This window comes from Ralstonia sp. TCR112, from assembly GCF_007997035.1.
Lineage (GTDB): Bacteria > Pseudomonadota > Gammaproteobacteria > Burkholderiales > Burkholderiaceae > Ralstonia > Ralstonia edaphi.
On sequence record NZ_VOSS01000268.1, the window covers coordinates 1 to 659 of the forward strand.

Here is a 659-nt window from a genome sequence, read left to right on the forward strand (position 1 = left end):
GCGCCGTCAACGCGAGCTTTGTCTGCCAGCACCAGGCCGTGGCCGAACTCGTGCAGGACGCCATGCCGCGCCTGCGCGACGCCATGCAGCAAGGCGGGATGCAGCTTGCGCAAACGTCCGTCAGCACGGGCGACTTCAGCCAGCAGCAGAACGCATCGCAAGGTGCGTCGGCGCAGAACCAGGGTAGCGGTTCGGGCAACGGGGGCAACGGCAGCCGTTATGGCAACGGCGGCTCGCAAGACCGCGCCGATACGCAGACGGTGCACCGCGCCGTGTTTCGACCCACGAAGGCGCGATCGATACATTTGCCTGACGATGACGGGCGGTGCCTAAAGTTTGACGCAAGCCTGCCGTTAGTACGCAGGAGTGCCATGCAAAATGGCCGGCCGCGAGGCAACGAAAGAAGGACGGGAAATAACAACGCGAGCACGCCGCGCATATGTTGGATGCGGCAGCGTTGCAAATGAATAACAAGGGGGTCAAGTCCGACTGGCGAAGAAGGGATCAAACGGGGATCATTTCGCCACATCCGTCTTCGGGCGGATGCACACGGACCGATGCGGGGTGTCCGAGCCGGGGGGCTGGCGCACCGCATGTTTGCCGTACTTACGGGAGAGCGCACCGCGAGGTGCGCTTTTGTTTTGTGCGCTTGCCCGAAG

Annotated in this window: 1 pseudogene; it reads left to right on the forward strand. The window is 63.3% G+C overall.

From position 1 onward, the window contains the following. Positions 1–313: pseudogene (locus tag FUT88_RS25845) on the forward strand (flagellar hook-length control protein FliK); the annotation flags it as partial. Positions 314–659: the final 346 nt, after the last annotated feature.